This window comes from Luteibacter sp. 3190 (genome assembly GCF_031456385.1).
Classification (GTDB): domain Bacteria; phylum Pseudomonadota; class Gammaproteobacteria; order Xanthomonadales; family Rhodanobacteraceae; genus Luteibacter.
In genome coordinates, this window is record NZ_JAVDUO010000001.1 from 608833 (window position 1) to 627744 (window position 18912).

Annotated in this window: 16 protein-coding genes; 10 read left to right on the top strand and 6 right to left on the bottom strand. The window is 67.7% G+C overall.

Annotated features, from left to right (window positions below; all coding sequences use genetic code 11):
• Positions 1–213: 213 nt before the first annotated feature.
• Positions 214–1617, top strand: a complete 1404-nt coding sequence (locus tag J2X58_RS02960) for a porin (protein ID WP_310046316.1) — start codon at positions 214–216, stop codon at positions 1615–1617.
• A gap of 731 nt (positions 1618–2348) precedes the next feature.
• On the opposite strand, the gene J2X58_RS02965 is transcribed toward J2X58_RS02960, so the two are convergent.
• The gene (locus J2X58_RS02965) at positions 2349–4097 is read right to left on the bottom strand and encodes a M28 family metallopeptidase (protein ID WP_310046318.1); all 1749 of its coding nucleotides are present in this window, start codon (positions 4095–4097) and stop codon (positions 2349–2351) included.
• A 407-nt stretch (positions 4098–4504) separates the two neighbouring features.
• Between J2X58_RS02965 and J2X58_RS02970 the strand changes: the two genes are divergently transcribed.
• Positions 4505–5485 (top strand): helix-turn-helix domain-containing protein, encoded by a 981-nt coding sequence (locus J2X58_RS02970; protein ID WP_310046319.1) that lies wholly within the window; start codon positions 4505–4507, stop codon positions 5483–5485.
• 121 nt (positions 5486–5606) lie between these two features.
• Entirely contained in the window at positions 5607–6566 is a 960-nt protein-coding gene (locus tag J2X58_RS02975; RefSeq protein WP_310046320.1) for an LD-carboxypeptidase, read from the top strand.
• Positions 6567–6624: 58 nt separating this feature from the next.
• Here the strand turns inward: J2X58_RS02975 and J2X58_RS02980 are convergent, their stop codons facing one another.
• Positions 6625–6966 (bottom strand): hypothetical protein, encoded by a 342-nt coding sequence (locus J2X58_RS02980; RefSeq protein ID WP_139206062.1) that lies wholly within the window; start codon positions 6964–6966, stop codon positions 6625–6627.
• A gap of 231 nt (positions 6967–7197) precedes the next feature.
• On the opposite strand from J2X58_RS02980, the gene J2X58_RS02985 reads away from it, so the two are divergent.
• Genes J2X58_RS02985 through J2X58_RS02995 form a run of 3 tightly spaced genes read left to right on the top strand, consistent with a single transcriptional unit; the run spans position 7198 to position 9543 of the window.
• The gene (locus J2X58_RS02985; protein WP_310046323.1) at positions 7198–8439 is read left to right on the top strand and encodes a histidine kinase; all 1242 of its coding nucleotides are present in this window, start codon (positions 7198–7200) and stop codon (positions 8437–8439) included.
• A complete protein-coding gene (locus J2X58_RS02990; RefSeq protein ID WP_310046324.1) occupies positions 8432–9199 on the top strand; it encodes a LytTR family DNA-binding domain-containing protein in 768 nt (255 codons plus the stop codon). The genes J2X58_RS02985 and J2X58_RS02990 overlap by 8 nt, the downstream gene beginning before the upstream one ends.
• 14 nt (positions 9200–9213) lie before the next feature.
• Positions 9214–9543 carry a hypothetical protein gene (locus J2X58_RS02995; protein ID WP_090054078.1) on the top strand — a complete coding sequence of 110 codons (330 nt, stop codon included), beginning with the start codon at positions 9214–9216 and terminating at the stop codon, positions 9541–9543.
• Positions 9544–9588: 45 nt separating this feature from the next.
• On the opposite strand, the gene J2X58_RS03000 is transcribed toward J2X58_RS02995, so the two are convergent.
• A complete protein-coding gene (locus tag J2X58_RS03000; protein ID WP_310046327.1) occupies positions 9589–11583 on the bottom strand; it encodes a CocE/NonD family hydrolase in 1995 nt (664 codons plus the stop codon).
• A gap of 175 nt (positions 11584–11758) precedes the next feature.
• Between J2X58_RS03000 and J2X58_RS03005 the strand changes: the two genes are divergently transcribed.
• From J2X58_RS03005 to J2X58_RS03015, 3 genes are all read left to right on the top strand, one after another.
• Positions 11759–13354, top strand: coding sequence for a Na+/H+ antiporter (locus J2X58_RS03005; RefSeq protein ID WP_310046328.1), 1596 nt, complete (start codon positions 11759–11761; stop codon positions 13352–13354).
• A gap of 22 nt (positions 13355–13376) precedes the next feature.
• Positions 13377–14072: a glutamine amidotransferase gene (locus J2X58_RS03010; RefSeq protein ID WP_310046329.1), complete on the top strand. Its 696-nt coding sequence runs from the start codon at positions 13377–13379 to the stop codon at positions 14070–14072.
• 191 nt (positions 14073–14263) lie between these two features.
• A complete protein-coding gene (locus tag J2X58_RS03015; RefSeq protein WP_310046330.1) occupies positions 14264–14911 on the top strand; it encodes an SOS response-associated peptidase in 648 nt (215 codons plus the stop codon).
• On the opposite strand, the gene J2X58_RS03020 is transcribed toward J2X58_RS03015, so the two are convergent.
• Both J2X58_RS03020 and J2X58_RS03025 read right to left on the bottom strand, forming a co-directional pair.
• Positions 14835–15254, bottom strand: coding sequence for a hypothetical protein (locus tag J2X58_RS03020; protein WP_310046331.1), 420 nt, complete (start codon positions 15252–15254; stop codon positions 14835–14837). The two genes, J2X58_RS03015 and J2X58_RS03020, sit on opposite strands and share 77 nt — an antisense overlap.
• A 57-nt stretch (positions 15255–15311) precedes the next feature.
• The gene (locus J2X58_RS03025; protein ID WP_310046333.1) at positions 15312–17081 is read right to left on the bottom strand and encodes a diguanylate cyclase; all 1770 of its coding nucleotides are present in this window, start codon (positions 17079–17081) and stop codon (positions 15312–15314) included.
• 157 nt (positions 17082–17238) lie between these two features.
• On the opposite strand from J2X58_RS03025, the gene J2X58_RS03030 reads away from it, so the two are divergent.
• Positions 17239–17742: a PAS domain-containing protein gene (locus J2X58_RS03030; protein WP_310046334.1), complete on the top strand. Its 504-nt coding sequence runs from the start codon at positions 17239–17241 to the stop codon at positions 17740–17742.
• A gap of 217 nt (positions 17743–17959) precedes the next feature.
• On the opposite strand, the gene kdsA is transcribed toward J2X58_RS03030, so the two are convergent.
• A complete protein-coding gene (gene kdsA, locus J2X58_RS03035) occupies positions 17960–18805 on the bottom strand; it encodes a 3-deoxy-8-phosphooctulonate synthase (RefSeq protein WP_090054062.1) in 846 nt (281 codons plus the stop codon).
• Positions 18806–18912 lie beyond the last annotated feature (107 nt).

Below are 18912 nucleotides of genomic sequence, written 5' to 3' on the forward strand. Positions count from 1 at the left end.
TCTGGCCGAATTATCCCCCGTTACGTGGTCATGACGAAAGTGTTGCGGCGCAGTAACGGTTTGCGGCGTGGCTCGAGCGCGCGGCTGTCATGGAAGTGACACAGACCCGGCATAACGTGCGCGGCGTAAGCGGCGTCGGGCGTGTTGGTCACATTTAATCGCACAATCGCCGACGTTTGAGTATTTTCTCAATCCATTCGGAGCAAGCACGCGATGAAGAAGTTCCTCCCCGCAGCCGCCTTCTGGACGATGTGCGGGACCGCGGCGGCCGACGGCTCGCCCCAGGCGGCCATCGAGCTGTACGTCGACACGGCTACGCGGCAGATCTTCGCGGAGCCGGGGCCCGGACGGACGCGGCTCGGCAAGTTCGTCCAGGCCAGCGACGAGGCGGCGCCCGCGGTCGCATCCGCCACCAGACCGGCGCCATCGGCCACGAATGCCGTCGCCGCGGCACCCGCCGTGGCGAGCGCGAAGCCGTCGACGAAGGCCTGGTACGAGAAGATCGGCATCCGGGGATACGTGCAGATGCGCTACAACCATGAGCTGGGCGAAGACGCGAAGGACCTGAAATCGCCGGGCGACCGCTTCATCGGCCGCGAACAGGGCTTCGGCATCCGTCGCGCCCGCGTCGTCATCAGCGGCGACGTCACCGACAACATGTCGATCTACATCCAGCCCGATCTCGCCAGCACGCCTTCCGGATCGAGCACCACGAACTTCGCGCAATTGCGCGACGCCTATGCCGACCTCTGGCTCGACAAGGAAAAGACCTGGCGCATCCGCGCCGGCCAGTCGAAGATCCCGTACGGCTGGGAAGACCTGCAATCCAGCCAGAACCGGCTCGCCTTCGATCGCGCCGACGCGCTGAATTCCGCCGTGCGCGACGAGCGCGATCTGGGTGTGTTCGCCTACTGGTCGCCGCTCGTGGCGAAGGAGCGCTTCGCCTACCTCGTCAAATCCGGCCTGAAGGGCTCGGGCGATTACGGCGTGGTCGGCTTCGGCGTGTACAACGGGCAGGGCGCCAATCGCCCGGACCGCAACGACAAGCTCCATTCGGTGGTGCACTTCTCCTATCCCTTCAAGTTCGCCAACGGCCAGTTCCTGGAAGTCGGCGCCGATGCCTACACGGGCCGCTACAAGGTCTCCACCGCGTCCGCGACGATCGACGGGCGGACCTTCACGCCGAGTGTCGATGGCACCGTGGACGGTTCGGAGGATCGCCGCGTCGCCGCGCACGTCGTGTACTACCCGCAGCCGTTCGGCTTCCAGGCGGAGTGGACCGTGGGCAAGGGACCGGAGCTCGACGTCGCGCGTCGCACGATCCGCACGAAGTCGCTGCGCGGTGGCTACGCGCAGGTGATGTACAAGTTCGATGGTGGATACGGTTCGCTGATTCCCTACGCGAAGTGGCAGACGTACCGCGGTGCCGCGAAGTTCGACACCAATGCGCCTCGCATGGAGGTCGACGAGGTGGAGGCCGGCGTCGAGTGGCAGCCGTCGAGCGCGATCGAACTCGCGGTGGCCTACGCCAACATGCGCCGCACGGACGTCAGCGCCGCACCGTATCGCCGTATCGATGGCCAGCTGCTGCGCGTGCAGCTGCAGGTCAACTACTGAGGACTGCGTTACCCCTCACCGTCATACCGGCGTACGCCGGTATCCACGGCCTCGGTGCACGGTTTTCGCGAGGCGCCACACGCAGCGAGCGTCGTCGCGACAACCGATCGCCCCGCCGTGGACCCCGGCGTGCGCCGGGGTGACGCGCCGGAGAGTCGTGGCATCCCTCACCCTCATGGCGGCACAAGCGGAACGTCGCGGCACCCCTCACCGTCATACCGGCGTACGCCGGTATCCACGGCCTCGGTGCACGGTTTTCGCGATGGGCCACACGCCGGAAACGTCATCGCGACAACCGATCGCCCGGCCGTGGACCCCGGCGTGCGCCGGGGTGACGCGCCCGAGAGTCGTGGCATCCCTCACCGTCATGGCGGCACAAGCGGAACGCCGCGGGACCCCTCACCGTCATACCGGCGAATGCCGGTATCCACGGCCTCGGTGCACGGTTTTCGCGATGGGCCACACGCCGGAAACGTCATCGCGACAACCGATCGCCCGGCCGTGGACCCCGGCGTGCGCCGGGGTGACGCGCCCGAGAGTCGTGGCAAGCGGAACGCCGCGGCGCCCCTCACCGTCATACCGGCGTACGCCGGTATCCACGGCCTCGGTGCACGGTTTCGCGAGGCGTCACATGCGCGCACGTCATCGCGACGACCGATCGCCCCGCCGTGGACCCCGGCGTTCGCCGGGGTGACGCGCCGGAGCGTCCCGCTATCCACGGCGACGACGCATCACTTCGCCTTCTTCGAGGCTCCCGAAGCCAGCGACTTCTCCCGCACCGCCTTGAACTCGCTGCCTTCTTTCCACATGGGCCAGACGTCGCTGTTCGCGAGCTTCTCGCCCAGCGCGTAGAACGCCTTCACGTTCTGCGTCACGCCGTCGAAGTTCCAGCGCATGTCGTACACGTCGGTCGGCTGGTGGTAGCGGTTCTTCGTGTAATCCTCTTCGGCGGCCAGGCCCGCGGCCTTGCCACCCTGGACCATGTCGGTACCGCCGCCCGCCGACAGCGCCGGCACGCCGGCCTTGGCGAAGTTGAAGTGGTCGGAGCGGAAATAGTGGCCTTTCTCCGGCGACGCGTCGCCGCTGACGACGCGGCCGTCGGCCTTGAGCACGTCGGCGAACATGTCCTCCAGATCGCCCTGGCCCAGGCCGGTCACTTCCATGTCGCGCGTGGCGCCCGTGATCGGCAGCGCGTCCATGTTGATGTCCGCCACCGTCTTGTCGAGCGGGAACGGCGGATGCGCGACGTAGTACTTGGAACCCAGCAGGCCCGATTCCTCCATCGTCACCGCGGCGAAGATCACTGAGCGCTTCGGCTTTTCCTGCGCGAACTTGCCGGCGATCTCCAGCATCGCGGCGATGCCGGTGCCGTTGTCGATGGCGCCGTTGTAGATCTGGTGACCCTTCAGCGCCGGATCGTGGCCGAGGTGGTCCCAGTGCGCCGAGTAGACGATCGCCTCGCCAGGCTCCGAGGTGCCCTTGACCATGCCGATCACGTTGTTGCTCAGCGAGTGGGAAATCGTGCTCTGCAGGTGGATCGATGCCTTGGCGTCGAGCGGCACGGCCCTGAAGCCGCGCACGTCCGCCTGCTTCGCCAGATCGTCGAAGTTCTTGCCCGCCTTCGCGAACAGCCGCTGCGCCGATTCGTGCGTCAGCCAGCCGGCGATGGGCAGGCGCGGCGCGGGGTCCTCGCTCTCGGGCAGATCGAGGCGGGGCGTCGTCCAGCCGCTGCGGACGACATTCCAGCCGTACGCGGCGGGTTCCGTCTGGTGGACGATGAACGCCGCTGCGGCTCCCTTGCGCGCGGCCTCTTCGAACTTGTACGTCCAGCGTCCGTAGTAGGTCATCTCGCGACCCTTGAACAATGCCTTGTCCGCGCCGTTCCAGCCCGGGTCGTTCACCAGGATCACCAGCGTCTTGCCCTTGACGTCGATGCCGTCGAAGTCGTTCCACTGCGCTTCCGGCGCGTCGACGCCGTAGCCGACGAAGACGATGTCCGAGTCCTTCAGATCGACATCGGACTTCGCCTGGAGCGTGCCGACGACCATGTCGTTTCCGAATGCGAACTTCTCGGTGCCGCCGCCTTCCGCGACATCGAGGGCCAGCGTGTCCTGCCCGTTCAGCGTGGTGGAGACGGCGGGCACCGTCTGGATCCAGTCGCCCTTGTTGCCGGGCTCCAGCCCCATGCGCTTGAACTGTTCGATGATGTAGTTCGTCGTCAGGCGTTCCCCGAGGGTCCCGGGCTTGCGCCCGTCGTACTCGTCGGACGAGATCACGCGCAGGTGCGCCGCGAAGTCGTCGCCCGTGATCTCCGGGCTGAAGTCGTGATGCTCGTTGGCCACCGCGGGCATCGGAGGCGGGGGCGAGGTGGAGGCGCGGGCCGGTGCCGTCGAGGCGGCGGCCGGGGTCTTTTCTTCGTCGTGGGACTGGCAGGCCGCCAGCGTCAGGGCCGTGAGGCAGGCAAGGGCGAGGCGTCGCATCGGCGGAGGAGTTCCTTCGTGGCTCGTCGTCCAGCGAGTGTAGCGGGTGCGGGTGTCGCCCTGCCGGAGATGCTCGTCTAGCAGCAAATTTGCCAAATTCGTCAAATACTTCTGCCACTCGCTACGCCGAATCGGCAAATTCACAAAGTGCTGGCATTTGGTCCCATACACCGTTAGTTATAGGCGTCGGCGGACAGTTTCCCCTTCAGGGAATCCGATTCGGCGTAGGGACGAGGCGGGTGAGCAACCCGCGGGGAATGAGCGCGGGGGTGCGTGATGGTGTGGGTGCGAATCGAAGGGAACTGTACGGGCAGCGGTAGGGGCGTTGCCGGGAATGGCTCGCGGGTGACCGCGGCATTCCCGCCGATGCGGAACGCATGGGTTGCACATGGCAGGGAGATAACGGCATGAGTCGTCCTTCCGACGTTCACGGCCTGGAAGACTACGATCTGGTCACTCTCGGTGCGGCGCTCGGCCTCTGCGAGGTCGATCTGCTCACGCTGAGTCCGGCGCGACCTCGCGCCGCCATCGCATCCACGACCCACGAGGGCGTGACGTACCTGACCGCGCACATCGACTTCGACGTGCGCGGCTCGCTGACCGTTCCCGAAGACGCCTGCATGCTGGTCTACCTGCACGAGGCCGGCGAGCGCAGCTGGTGCCAGGGTGTCAGCGTCGAATCGGACATGGCGGTGACGCTGCTGCGCGGCACGCCCACCGATTTCATGTTCGAGCGCGGCACGCATCTCACCCTGGTGGTGGCACCGTACGCCCGCTTCCGTGCGCGCTTCCTCGCATCGGACCATGCGGATGTCGACATGGCCGCCCAGCGGCTGCGGCTGTTCTCGGTCCGGTCGGAGCACCTCCGGCGCGCCTACCGGCAGATCGCCGCACAGGTGCGGGAGCAGGGCGAACCGGCGATGGGGCCGATCGAAGACCTGCTCGACGAACACATCCGCGTCGCGCTCTCGTCGTCGTCGGAGGATCGACCGGTCGCATCGCGCGGACGCCGTGCCCATTACCAGGTCGTGCGACGGGCCGAGCGGTTCATGCGCGCGAACCTCCGCCGCGACATCTATTCGCTCGAGCTCTGCCAGGCGGCGGGCGCGAGCGAGCGTGGCCTTCGCTACGCCTTCGACGACCTGCTCGGCATCCCGCCGAACCGTTATCTGGCCATGCTTCGCCTGTGCACGGCGCATCGCAGCCTGGTCACGGCGGAAGCCGGCCGTCGGTCCGTGAAATCCGTCGCGCTGAGTTGCGGCATGTGGGATCTGTCCCGCTTCGCTGAGAAGTATCGCAGCGTGTTCGGCGAGCAGCCCCGCGAGACGTTGACCCGCAGCGCCGGGGCCGAGGACCTCGCCCCTGCCGAGGAATACGACGGCTGGTAGGCTCAGGCCCGTCATAGCCCGACACCGGACCCTTCCCGCCATGCCCGTGCCAAGGGGAGGGGAGGGTCCGCAGCAACTTATGGTTGCCTTCGGACATGCGGGGAGCGATGCTTTGCTCCACATGCCAAAACGACTCGATATAAGGCTCATCGCGCCTTCCGGCTACGCGGACGACCACGCGGCGCGTGAGCGCGGCGTCGAACGACTCCTGGCTGCCGGCCACACCGTGCACGGTACCGACGTCCTCGATCGGGTGATGCTGCGTTTCGCGGGCACCGACGCCGAACGCGCGGCCGACCTCAACCAGCTCGCGGACCCGGGCGTGCCGTTGCCGCATCTCGTCATGGCCACTTGCGGCGGTTATGGCGCGATCTCCCTGCTCGATCGCATCGACTTCGACGGCCTGGCCGCGCGGTTCCTCGACGAGTCGTGCGTGCTGGTCGGACACGGCGACTTCACGGTGCTGCAGTGCGCGCTCTACGCCCGCAGCGCGATCGGATCGCTTCACGGGCCCATGCTGGTCGCCGATTTCGGGGCCCCCTACCTGCGCGAGAACACGTGGCGGCATTTCTGGCATACGGTGCTCTCGCCGCGCACGGACATGAGCTGGACGTGCGCCGACGATCAGCGCGATCTCCTGGTGGAAGGCACGCTCTGGGGTGGCAATCTCTCCGCGTTGTGCAGTCTCGTCGGCACGTCGTACCTGCCGCGGATCGACGGCGGCATTCTCTTCGTCGAAGAAGTCGGCGAGCAGGCCTGGCGCATCGAACGCATGCTCTACGAGCTGAAACTCGCCGGGGTGCTGGAGCGGCAGCGCGCCATCGTGATCGGCGGGCTTGGCGGCCAGCGCGTCAGCGAATACGACAACGGCTACGACATCGATCACGCCCTGCAACGCTTCGGCAAGGCTTGCAATCTGCCGATCCTTCGCGGCCTCTCGTTCGGTCATGGCGGCGACAAATGGACGCTGCCGTTCGGCGCGCACGCCGTGCTCGAGTGCGTCGCGGGCACCGCCACGCTTTCCGCGTTCGACTACGCGTATGCCGGTGCGGCCAACGGCGGGCCCGTCGCGTCCGCCTGATTCGCTGGGGAGAACGAGGTACGAATGCGGCCCACGCGGGCCGCATCGTTCCTTTTCCTCAGGAAAGCGCCGTGACCTGCGTGGCGCCGATGACGCCGATGAAGACGATCGACAGCATCCAGAAGCGCGCCGGGTCACGCCAGACGCAGACGCCGAGGCACACGATGCCGAGCACGCACGATACGATGCCGGCCGCGGTCAGGCCGACCGCGACGAGCGACGGATCGCCACCGCCGGACGCGAGCAACATGGGTCGGAAAATCGCATACCAGGCCAGGACGAGGCAGGCACCGCCGACGATGCCGAGCAGCCAGTTGGCGGGATGGTTCTTCGGCAACATCTGGATGCCGAGGTAGATGGCGAGTACGACGACAGCGAAAACGACGAGCAATAAAGCCATGCGTTAACCCCTTGAAGTGTGTCGTGGCCCGCGGTCCCCACCGCTGGCCGTATCCCGAGCATGGACCATGGGGGCCGCGAGGTCATGCTGCGCCGCGCAAGCCACCGTTGGGAGATGCGACACGCATGGCAGGCGTTTCGTCGGGTCAGGCGCCGTTTCGTCGGAAGCGCCGTGATCCGCGGGATGACCGCGTCGTATGCTCCCGGCCACTCGAAGACGGAAGCTCCCCAGATGGCAAGCCTGAAGTTCGTGATCCGACTCGTCGTGGCATGGCTGGCCGCATGGTGCGTGCTCCTCGTCGCGCTCAATGCGATCGGCTGGGGCGAGCGGCTGCTGCCGTGGGTCTTCACGCTGTGGTTCGTCGGTCTGCTCGTCGCGCTCGCACGCGGCGCCACGCATCTGTATCGCGTACGCGTGCTCGCCGGGCGCATCGACGGGGAGACGGTGTCCAATCGGCAGCGCCGTCGCGTCGAGGTGCCTTATCCGGCGGACGAGGCGTTCGCCATCGTCGAGGCGGTGGTCCGCGAACTGCCCAACGTGCGCGATGTCGGCAGCACGCGCGGTGGCTTGCAGGTGAGGGCGGAGATTCCGCCCGACCTTCCGCAGAAGCAGCAGCGCGGGCGCCTGTCGAGGCTGTATTCGATCGTCGTCCGGAGCACGAAGGTGGTGGCCACCGTGACGCCCGGGGACGGTTCGAGCAGCGTCATGTACGTCTGCGAGCCCGACGGTGGCGCGTGGATCGACTGGTTCAATCCCGACGGTGGCGCGTCGCTCGAATACATCGAGACGCTGGTGCGCGCCACGACGCAGCGCCTCGCCGAGCGGCGCAACCGCGAACGCGACGACGTGCGCCAGAGCAAGATGGAGAAGGAGCTCACGGCCGCGCAGCTCGGTCTGCTGCAGGCGCAGGTCGAGCCGCATTTCCTGTACAACACGCTCGCCAGCGCGCAGGAGCTCGTGCGCACCGACCCGGCACGTGCCGACCGCATGCTCGGTCACCTCATCGATTACCTGCGCCGTTCGCTGCCGCGCACGGACGGTTCGTTGTCCACGCTGGGCGAGGAGCTCGAACGCTCGACGGCCTGGCTGGAGATCATGCAGCTGCGGATGGGCGAGCGCCTGACGATCCATGTCGACGTTCCGGCGCACGCGCAGAACGTGCCGATGCCGTCGATGATGCTGCAGACGCTCGTCGAGAATGCGATCAAGCACGGTCTCGAGCCGAAGCCTGGCGGTGGCGGCGTCTGGATCCGCGCGGGCGTCGACGGGGCGGGCCTGTCGCTCACGGTGGCCGACGATGGACTCGGCTTCCGCAGCGACGGCGCGGGCACCGGCATCGGCCTGAAGAACCTGCGCGAACGACTGCGGCTGATGTACGGGAGCGCGGCGACGTTCTCCATCGGCAACAATTTTCCGAACGGTGTCGCGGCGACGATCACGTTGCCCGCGACGGGAGTGGCCGACCATGCCTAAGTGCATCGTTGCCGAAGACGAGAAGCTGCTCGCCGCGGCGCTCCAGCGCGAACTCGCACAGGCGTGGCCGGACCTCGAGGTGGCCGAGGTGGCCGAGGACGGCGGCGCGGCGCTGGAGGCCATCGCCACCCATCGTCCGGATGTCGCGTTCCTCGACATCCGCATGCCGGGCCTGACGGGCATGGAGGTCGCCGCGGCGGCGGCCGACATCAGCCCGGCGACGCTGGTGGTGTTCATCACGGCGTACGACCAGTACGCCGTCGACGCCTTCGAGCGCGGGGCGGTGGACTATCTGCTCAAGCCGGTGACGCAGGATCGCCTCGCGCAGACGGTGACCCGCCTGCGCGGACGCCTCGCCGACGCGGCGCGCCATGCGGGCCGCACGGCGCAGCTGGCCAGGGACCTCGGGCCGCGCTTCGATACGTCGCCCGATGAGCCGCTGACCTGGGTGACCGCGAGCGCGGGCAGGGCGACGCGCCTGATCCTCGTGGAGGACGTGATCTATTTCCGCGCGGACAACAAGTACACGCTCGTCGCGACGGCCGACGGCGACGCGCTGCTGACGCGGCCCATCCGGGACCTGCTTCGTCAGCTCGATCCGCGGATCTTCCGCCAGATCCACCGCTCCACGATCGTCAATCTGCGTCAGGTCGCATCCGTCGAACGCGACGACACCGGCAAGGGCTGCCTGCACCTGCGCGGCCGCCCGGAAACCCTGGGCGTCAGCCAGCCCTTCATGACCATCTTCCGGGCCATGTAGGCGAGGAGTCCACCATGCGTCTGTTCCTCTCCATCATCTACTGCTTCCTGAACCTCGCCGGCTGCACGGACGCAGGCAACCGCACGCTCACCGCGAGCGCTCGCGAGAACGGCACCGTCACGCTGGAAAGCCGCACCGAGGTACGGATGGGGCGCGCGCGCTTCGCCTGCGAGGCGAGCCGCGCCGATCGCTGCTGGTACACCGTGTTCGACGCGGGCAGGGAAGTACGCGCGTTCTCGCTGGCGGCACGGGAGGAACGCCTCGTCGACGGACTGCCGCCCGGGTTTACCCTGTGCGTGACGACGAACGCCGACAAGGTGACGAAAGACTGCAAGCCCGCGTGAGCGCCTGACGCGCGCTCCTACCCGAAGGCAGGAGCGCGCTTACGGTTACGGTGTGTTCCGCGGCACCACCGTGTAGACGATCTTCGACGGATGCGCCGCGTCGTGATGCACCACGTTGTGCGCGACCACGCCCTTGGCTTCGTCGTAATTGTTGCCGCCGGTGTTGAGGTTGCGGTCGAAGCGCGGGAAGTTGCTGCTCGTCACCGCCACGCGCAGCTTGTGGCCGGCGGCGAAGAAGTTGCTGGTGTCGATCGGCTGGAACGTGACCTTGTAGGTCTCGCCGTCCTTCATCCACACCGGCGGCTTCCCGTAGCCGTCGCGATAGCGCATGCGCTGGATGTTCTCCGTGATGTTGTACGCCTTGCCGTCCGGGTACACGTCCATCACCTTGAAGGTGAAGTCGGTGTCCTTCGCGTCCGACGAGACATACAACGTCACCGTGATCGGCCCGCTGACCTCGGTGCCCTCCTTGAAGGGTTCGGAGTCGTACACGAGGATGTCGTTGCGCGTGAGCTGCGGATTCTGGTCGAACGAGCCGAACTTCACCGCGGTGCCCTGGCAGCAACCGCCGCCGCCCAGCGTGGTGACCGGATTGGCGGGATCGTAGAGGAAGCTGTCCGGCTGGTCGGTGTCGGCCGGCTTTTCGGCCAGCTTGCCGTCGCCGTAGAGCGTGTTCGCCTTGCCGCCACTGGTGAAGTAGAGCTCGCGCGTGATGGCGCCGACCGGCGGCCACGTGGGCGAGTTACGCCACTTGTTCTCGCCCATCACGTAGTACATCACCTTGGGCTGCTTGTCGACGACCGGGCTGTCCACGCCCTTGAGGAACTTGTCGAACCAGCCGAACACGAGGCCCTCGTAGTCGAACCGGGCATCGCCCACGTCGAGATCTCCGATCATGGTGTGCTCGGTGGCGCGGGTGAACGCGCAGTGCAGCACCGGCGCGATCACGGCGTATTGCTGATCGGCGACGGCTTTGGACGCGGTCTCGCGAACGTGGTTGTAAGCCGCGAGGTTCGGCGACACCGAGACATCGAACCAGCTCATGAACCACAGGCCCGGCTTGTCGATCTTCATGTTCTCGTGCCACAGGCCGCCCTTGTACCAGTTCGGACTGTTCGGCGTGCGCGCGATCATGTTGCCGCCCGTCGGCACGTCCATGGCATCGGCGAAGATGCCCTTCGGGCCGTCGATCGCCTTCATGATGTCCTTCTCGGGCAGCGTCCAGAACGCCTTGTCCCAGTCGACCGGCGGCATGGCGGCGGCGAGATCGAACGCCTTCGACGCGCGGATCAGGTCCGCCTGCGACGTGCCTGGCGGGAACATCGGACGCACCTGGTTCTGCTCGCCGTAGAGCCACGAGATGAAGAGCATCTGCACGGCACCGCCGCGATACCAGTTGCCCTGCTCGTAATACGGGCCGACCTTGCCGACGCCGGCACCGAAGCCCTGCACGTTGAACGTGGCAAGGCCGGGCTCGTTCTCGGCGACGACGGCCATCTGCCATTCGGCGGTGGACGAACAGCCCGTGGTGCCGACCTTGCCGTTGGACCATGGCTGCGAGGTCATCCAGCGCACGGCGTCGACACCGTCGCTGAGCGGCGCGCCGAGGATCTCGTAATTGCCTTCGGAGAAGAAGTGGCCGCGCTCGTTCATGTCGACATACGCGTAGCCGCGCTTCACCGCGGCGAGCTGCCGGCTCATGTCGCGCGGCGCGCCGAGCTTCACGTCCCAGAAGTTGAAGTTGTACGGCGTGCGCACGAAGATCGTCGGTACCTTGCCGCCGGCGTTCTTCGGCCGGTAGACGTCGGCCGCCATGCGCTTGCCGTCGCGCATCTTCACCATCACCTTGCGATCGATGATCGCGACGTCCTCGAGCTGGCGCTCGATGTCGTTGCGCTTGTCGACCATGGCCTTCTGCTCGGGCGTCAGCGTCGTCTGCTGCGCGGCGACGGGGCCGGCGGCGAGCGCCAGGAAGAACGTGGCGACGCCGACCGACAACGCGGTCCTGGCATCGTGGAGGGCAGGGCGCTTCGATCGCATCGGCAGGCTCGTTTTTTCAGGGACGGTTCATCGAGTCTGGCAAATCGATCGGGGCAGGACAATGCATGACTTCCGGCACGGTGTCTTGTCCATCTGTCGGCAGCGTGCGTGGCGCTTTCAATCCGGAAGGCGCCACGGGCGCTAAGATGCATCGTTGGCAAAGGGGACCAGACGCATGGCGTCGACCGAGACATTCAAGTTCATCCTGATCCTGCTGGTGGCGATCCTCGCCCTCGAGCTGATCGCGAGACGGCTGCGCCTTCCGTCCGCGGCCGCGCTGTTGGCCGGTGGCATCGCCATCGCGTTCCTGCCGGGTATCCCGGAAGTGAGCTTCGATCCCGAGCTGGTGCTGACGGTGTTCCTGCCGCCGCTGCTCATGGATGGGGCGTTCTATACCGTGTGGTCCGAATTCCGCAAATACCTCGGCGGCATCCTCTGGCTCGCCGTGGGCGCCGTGGTCTTCACGACCTTCGTCGTGGGCGTGACGGTGCACTGGGTGTTGCCGTCGCTGCCGTGGGCCGCGTGCTTCGCGCTGGGCGCCGTGGTATCGCCGCCGGACGCGGTCGCGGCGAAGGCGGTGCTGGGCAAGGTGCGCCTGCCGCGGCGCCTGCTCGTGCTGCTCGAAGGCGAGAGCCTGCTCAACGACGCGACCGGCCTGGTGCTCTTCCGCTTCGCGGTCGCGGCCGCGCTCACCGGCGCCTTCAGCACGCAGGCCGCCGTGCTGAGCTTCGCGGGGCTCGCCGTCGGCGGCATCGTCGTCGGTCTCGTGGTGGGCGGATTGCTCGTTTTCGCCCTGCGCTACATCGACCACGTGTTCCTGGCGATCACCGCGTCGTGCCTGTCGCCGTGGGCCGCGTATATCGGCGGCGAATCGCTGCACGTCTCGGGCGTGATGTCGGTGGTCGCCTGCGGCATCGTGTTCGGCTGGTACCAGCACGACGTGTTCACGGCGAACATCCGCGTGCGCAGCACGGCGTTCTGGGAGGTCATGATCTTCCTGCTCGAAGCGCTGGTCTTCATCCTGATCGGGTTCTCGCTGCGTGGCGTCGTCGAGCGTCTCGGTGGCCTGGGCAACGCCATCGACTCCCTTGGCGTCCCCCTGCTGGCCGTGCTCGCCGCCGTGATCCTCTCGCGATTCTTCTGGATCTACGCCACGGATTACCTGCGCGTGCCGCTCGGGCGCCTGGTCGGCAGGCATCCCGCGCCGCCCTCGCCGAAGGCGTCGTTCCTGCTCAGCTGGGCCGGCATGCGAGGCGTGGTGACGCTGGCGATCGCCCTGTCCTTGCCCGAAGCGGTGCCCGGTCGCGACCTCACGCTTGCCGCCGCCTTCGCGGTGATCCTCGTCACCGTCGTGGTGCAGGGCGGGACGATCGCGCCGGTGATCCGCTGGCTGGGCCTCGATCGCGTGGAGCGCTCGGCGTCGGAACACCTCACCGAGGCGCAGGCGCTCGTGCTCGTCGACGCCGCGCAACTCGAAGCCGTCAAGGCGCGTGCCTACGACGAGACGGGTGCGCTCATCCACCCGCGCCTGCTCGAGCAATACACGTACCGGGTATCGATCGCGGAGCGCTACGCGAAGGCGCCGGAAACGCTCGGCACCGGTCGCATGGACCACTACGACGTGGTGCTGGCCGCCATCGCCGCCGGCCGTGCGGAACTGCTGCGCCTGCATCGCTCCGGGCGCATCCACGACGAACTCCTGCACTATCTCGAGCGCGATCTCGATTTCCAGCAGATCGAAGCCGAGAACGACCGGCAGAGCCCTCCCTGACGGCATCACGGATACCCGAACCATGACGACGTGCGTCGCCCTGCGCCACATCCATTTCGAAGACCTGGGCTACATCGAGCCGCTGCTGCGCGAGCGCGGCTACGACATCCGCTACGTCGACGCGCCGGTGGCGAACCTGGCCGCGCTCGACCCGCTCGCCGACGACCTCATGGTCGTGCTCGGCGGTCCGGTCGGCGTGTACGACGACGACACGTATCCGTTCCTGCGCGCGGAGATCGACCTCATCCGGCGGCGCCTCGCCGCGGGCAAGCCGATCCTGGGCCTGTGCCTCGGCGCGCAGCTGATCGCCAGCGCGCTCGGGGCGAAGGTGTATGCGCTCGGCGTCAAGGAGATCGGTTTCGGCCCGCTCACGTTGACCGATGCCGGGCGCGCGTCGCCGCTCGCCGCGGTGGGCACCGCGCCGGTGCTGCACTGGCATGGCGACCAGTTCGACATCCCGGAGGGGATGCGCCATCTCGCGAGCACGCCGGTCGGCGCGAACCAGGCGTTCGGCGATGGCAAGGGCGTCCTTGGCCTGCAGTTCCATCTCGAGGCCGACCTCGCGCAGATCGAGCGCTGGCTCGTCGGCCACGCGTCGGAACTCGCGCAGGCCGGCATCGATCCGCGCACCCTCCGCGCGCAGGCGGCCGACGCGGCGGCGCTTCCCGACACCTGTCGCGCCGTCGTCGCGGCGTGGCTCGACGAAGCGTATGCATGAGTGGAAGGCCCGGCCGAGCCAGCCGGATCCTTGAATAAGAGCTGGCGTTATTCAAGGATCTCGCTCCGCCGATCGGGCCGCGTGGGCCTCTTGGTTCTCCCCGCGTCATCAGCAGGCAGATGATGTAGCTTGGTTCCATGTGCGGCCGCTACGCCACCTTCGGACCTGCCAGCCTCAGTCGGGAGGCGCGGATGGTGCTGGAAGAGCTCGAGGTCGACATCATCAGCGAGATCAACCAGCGCGAGCCGGCGTACAACATCGCGCCGACGGCGCGCGGTCTGGTGTTGGGCCACGCGACCGGCGGGTTCGAGACGAAGCTCTATCGGTGGGGTCTCGTGCCCTCTTGGGCGAAGGACGCGAAGGGCGGCGCGAAGCTGTTCAACGCGCGCTCGGAAACGGTGGCGACGACGCCGTCGTTCCGCAACGCGTTCCGCAAGCGTCGTTGCCTGGTCCCGGCATCCGGCTACTTCGAATGGCGCGCGGAGGACGGCGCCAAGCAGCCGTACTTCCTGCACCACCCGGAGGGTCACCTGATGATGTTCGCGGGCCTGTGGGAGGGCTGGCGCGCGTCGCCCGACGACGACTGGCTGCACACGTACACCATCGTCACCGGCGAGCCGGGCAAGGTCTCGGCCGACATCCACCAGCGCCAGCCGGTGATCCTGCCGCCGGACCTCTGGCGTGTGTGGATGACCGGCGCGCCCGACGAGGCGTCGGCCGTGCTGGCCGCCGTGCCCGAGGCCGAGCTGACCTACCACCCGGTCACGAAGGCCGTGAACTCCTCGAGGAACCAGGACTCCGGACTGGTCGAACCGATCGGACGGGACCGACCGGCCTGACCGTCGCCTCGTAGTCGACCTCGTCGGCGCGGAAGAGCGCTTCCCAGTCGTCGTCGCGCGGCACCCGATAGGGATCCGGCGGCATCTGCCGGCGGATGTGCGCGGCATGGTGCTTCGCGTACGCCTCGACGCTGCGCTCGAGCGCGACGGCGACCTTCGCCCGGGTCGGGCGCCAGCACGCCGGGCCGTACAGCCAGACCAGTTCCCAGCGTGGTCCGGTCTCCTGCGCGAGGCGGCGCAATCGTGCGAACGGGCGTCCGCGGCGCGACAGCCGGGCTTCGTATCCATACCCGTAGTTCGACCAGACGACGTGGCCTTCGGGTACTCCGCGTGCTGGTTTCATGGCATGCCCCCTTCGACATGGGCGGAGCATGGCGGTGCCGGGTCTCAGGGCCTTGGATCAGGTTTCCTGACGATCGCGCGAACGGTGGTGGCGGCCCTCCCGGCCCGCGTAGAGATCGCCGTCCGCGCGGGCGATCACGGTATCCACGGCCTCGCCGGGTTCGCTGACCGTGCCGCCGATGCTGAGCGCGATCTCCGCGATCGCGGCTTCCTCTTCGATCATGGCGCGTGTCTCGCCGAGTCTCGCGGGATCGTCGATCACCATCAGGAATTCGTCGCCGCCGAGACGCACCACGGCATCGCGCTCGGCGGCGCAACGATGGAGCAGGCCGACGGTGGCGACGAGGATCTCGTCGCCGCGCTGGTGCCCGAACGTGTCGTTGATGGCCTTGAAGTGGTTCAGGTCGATGACGATGCACGCCCAGGGGCGATGCGCCTTCACGCGTTGCTCCAGCCGTTCCAGGTAACGCCGGTTGAAGGCCCGGGTGAGGGGATCCTTCGTCGACCATTCCACCAGCAGCTGTTCGTAGCGGTGCTGTTCCGTGACGTCCTGCGCGTGGCCCAGGACGTAGGACTCGTCGACATCCTTCTCCACCGCGTTCTGGTAGCGCCAGTACCGCAACCCGCCGTCGGAGCCGATCAGCTCGAGCAGGCCGCGATCGATGCCTTCGCGCTGGATGCGTTCCAGGTACGCCTCGAACGCCGGTCGTCGCGCGGGCATCATGAACTCGGCGAGGTTGCGCCCGAGCATGGCGCTGATGTCGAAGCCGAGCGACGCCGCGGCGGCCGGATTGATCGACAGGAGGGTGCCGTCGAAGTCGTGCGTGCAGATGAGACCGAGCGAAAGCTCGAAGATCTGCCGGAAACGCCTCTCGCTCGACTGCAGCGCCTCGATCGCGCGGCGACGGTCGGTGACGTCCTGGAAGGCGCCGGCGAGACGGACGGGCACGTCGTTTTCCCGCTCCAGCGCGCCCACCGTGCGCACCCAGATGGGGCGTCCCTTAGCGGTGACGAAGGGCAGCTCGAGGTCCCACGGCGTGTCGTGCAGTATCGCGGCGTCGATCGCCTGCCTGAGCACTTCGCGCGCGTCGGGCGGGTAGTAGGTGAGCGCATCCTCGAGGCGAGGATCGACGTCCGGCGGGAGGTCGTGGATCACATAGGTCTGTTCCGACCAGCGCAGGTCGCCGTTGCGCAGGTCGAGCTCCCATCCGCCGATGCCGGCGACGCGGCCGGTGCGCTGGAGGAACTGCTGGCTGCCGCGCAGTTCGGCTTCCAGGGCCTGCGAGACCTGCGCCAGCCGCCGCGCCTCGGCGGCATCCTGTTCGGCGGATTCGCGTCGTTCGAGCAGTTCCCGGCGGCGTTCCAGTGCGACGGATGCGGCTTCCGCGAGATGGGCGAGGGCTTCCAGTTGCTGCGGCGTGAGTTGCCGCGGCTCCTTGTCCAGCACGCAGAGCGCGCCGAGCGTCACGCCATCCGCGGTCTGCACCGGGAAGCCCGTGTACGCGCGGACATCCGGCGCGCCCGTGACGAACGGATTGTCTTCGAAGCGCGGGTCCTTCGTGGCGTCGTGCACCTCCAGCGGGCCCGACGCCGCGACGACGTGCTGGCAGAACGAATACTCGCGAGGCGTCTCGTGCACTCCAGGCAGCCCGACGTTCGCCTTGAACCACTGGCGGTTTTCGTCGATCAGGCTGAGCAGGGACATGGGCATCCCGGTGACGGCCGCGGCGGCGAGTACGAGGGCATCGAACATGTCCTCGGGCGCGCTATCCAGCACCCGGAGTGCGCGGAGCCGGGCGAGGCGGGCCTGCTCGTCGATCGGAGTCATGACTGGGTACGTCGCTCCCTCTCGTGATGGGCGAAGCTTGCATGCGCCGGAAGCGAGGTCAAGCGCGATTCCTTCACGATTTGCACATGCGTGCCGGTGCGATAAATCGGGCGCAACGCATGCGTCATGCGCCACCGGTTTCCGTAGGGGGGGAACTTTGGGCCGACCCGCACCAGCAAGCATCCATCCGGTTCTCGACGGCGCGTGGTCGGGCACGCGACTCGACGCGCTGGCGGCGCTGCCGCAGGCCGTCGTCCTGGCGGACCGGGAGGGCCGGATCGTCTTCGCGAACGCCGCCGCCGACGCGATCCTCGGCCGCGTCCGCCGCGGCGCCGGCATCGACGACTACAGTTCCATGCACGGCATCTTCACGCTCGAGGGCCGGCCTTTTCCCACGACCGATCTGCCGCTGTCCCGCGCCATCCTGCGTCGCGAGACCACCCGCGATGTGATGATGAAGGTGCGCCGCAGCGACGGCGAATCGATCTGGATTTCGGTGTCCGGGCAGCCCCTCCTCGACAAGGACGGTGCGCTGGTCGGCGGCGTCGTGCTGTTCGAGGCGGTGACGGAGGAACCGCGCACCGTGCAGCCCGCCCGGGCGGTGTCGAGCCACTCGTCAGGAACCCACCTCCGGCGGAGCAGGGTCCTGTCCAGCCCCTGATGGCCATCGCGTTAGACTTGGCGCCGCCGATCCATCAGCAAGCCGCCATGCACGAAAGCGACCCGACCGAACGCAACGACGACGCGCCGACGTCCGTCCCGGATGAAGCCCCTGCGCGCGCGCCGGATGACGGCGAGCCACCACGGCCGCGCCGCCCGGACGTGCCGGGCGGTCCGCTGATCCGGAAGGGCCGGTTGCGCTCGGGGCAGTAGCGTCTTCAGCGGATATCGAGCGCCGGGAAACCCTTGACCAGGTCGTCGATGGCCTTGATCTGCTTGAGGAACGGCTCGAGCTTGTCCAGCGGGAGCGCACTCGGGCCGTCGCAGCGGGCGTGGTCGGGATCTTCGTGGGCTTCGAGGAACAGGCCGGCCAGACCGACCGCCATGCCGGCGCGGGCGAGCTCGGCCACCTGACGGCGGCGGCCGCCGCTCGCCGAGCTGGTGGACTCGCGCCGCTGCAGGCTGTGGGTGACGTCGAAGATCACCGGGCAGTTGTCGCTGCCTTCGATCATCTCGCGGAACCCGAGCATGTCGACGACGAGGTTGTCGTAGCCGAACTGCGTCCCGCGCTCGCAGAGGATGATGCGGTCGTTGCCGGACTCGCGGATCTTCTCCGTCATCAGGCGCGTCTGGCCCGGGCTCATGAACTGCGGCTTCTTCACGTTGACGACGCGGCCCGTCTTCGCGATGGCGACCACGAGGTCCGTCTGGCGGGCGAGGAACGCCGGCACCTGCAGCACGTCCACGATCTCCGCCGCCACGGCCGCCTGGTCGATCTCGTGGATGTCCGTGATGATCGGCACGCCGAACTCGCCCTTCACGCGCTCGAAGATGCGCATGCCTTCCTCGAGTCCGACCCCGCGGAACGAGTGGATCGACGAGCGGTTCGCCTTGTCGAAACTCGCCTTGAAGACGTACGGGATGCCCAGCCGTCCCGTCACGTCGACGTAGTGCGCGACGGCGCGCAGGGTCGAGTCGAGGTCTTCCAGTACGTTGATGCCGCCGAAGAGCACGAAGGGCAGGGCGTTGCCGACGTCGACGCCGGGGGTGATGGTGATGTTCATCGCTTAGCGTTCCGGATGCGCGGGTAATGACAAAAAGCATAGCATTCGTCCGCGTCGCGCCGCTGCGACCGGCCGTCCCCGGCGCGCATCTACAAAACCGGTGTCTT